Raw genomic sequence first — 869 nt, 5'->3', positions numbered from 1 at the left:
GTGATTCCCCACGCTTGGCATTTTTGGTTTGGGTTTAGTTTAGTGTTTACGGCGTCCAAGTTGAGTGTTGTAGTTGCGTGGCTCACACCTTAATTGGGCGTTAGCTATTTCTCACACATAAAGGAGTTCCAGTGTTAAAAGTTCTTGTTAGTTCGTGCTTGGTTGGAAATAAAGTTAGATACAATGCAAGTTGTTTATCAATCCCAGAGCTTGATTTGTGCTGGCTTAAATCAAACGTAGAGTTAGTGGTCTTTTGTCCTGAGGTGTCCGCAGGATTACCTACTCCGAGAGCACCTGCTGAAATAATCGAAGGGAAGGGAATTGATGTACTTGACGGTTCAGCGAACGTTGTTGGAAATGATGGCATTGATGTTACAACTCAATTTGTAAGTGGGGCGAAGAATGCTTTAGAGCTCTGTCAAAAACAGCAAATAAAGTATGCGGTACTCGCAGAAGGCAGCCCTTCTTGTGGAAGTTCTAAAATTTACGATGGCACATTCGATGGTATTAAAATCGATGGCTCTGGGGTGGCTGCTGCATTGTTAGAGCGTAATAGCATTAAAGTATTCAGTCAGCATACGATAGAACAACTCCGTATGGCGCTGGAAATACATAGCTAACAAGCGCTTCAAGCTGATTCGCAACGTGTGCCATTTTGGGTTCAAATCAGTTTTGTGGTTACGGTGCAATGCGGACAGTCTGGTTTCGTTGCTCACAACTTAAGCGGGCGTTATACGAATAAGGAAAGTTCGGAATATGGAAATTAAAATAGATGATTTATCGGGTGGTGAAGTCATTGAATTGCTCGAAGAGCACTTGGCTGATATGTATGCAACTTCACCTCCAGAAAGTGTTCATGCTCTAGATGT

General features: G+C 42.7%; 1 protein-coding gene and 1 pseudogene. Both read left to right on the top strand.

The annotated features are described in order from the left end of the window. The first annotated feature begins 131 nt into the window (after window positions 1-131). Window positions 132-620: a 2-thiouracil desulfurase family protein gene (locus F0226_RS22380; RefSeq protein ID WP_171737694.1), complete on the top strand. Its 489-nt coding sequence runs from the start codon at window positions 132-134 to the stop codon at window positions 618-620. A 136-nt stretch (window positions 621-756) separates the two neighbouring features. Next, window positions 757-869: pseudogene (locus F0226_RS22375) on the top strand (GNAT family N-acetyltransferase); the annotation flags it as partial.

The sequence above is a fragment of the Vibrio sp. 99-70-13A1 genome (assembly GCF_013114625.1).
In the GTDB taxonomy this organism is placed as follows: Bacteria; Pseudomonadota; Gammaproteobacteria; order Enterobacterales; family Vibrionaceae; genus Vibrio.
The sequence above is the reverse complement of the archived record's forward strand: the minus strand, read 5'-3'. Positions and strand labels throughout refer to the sequence as shown.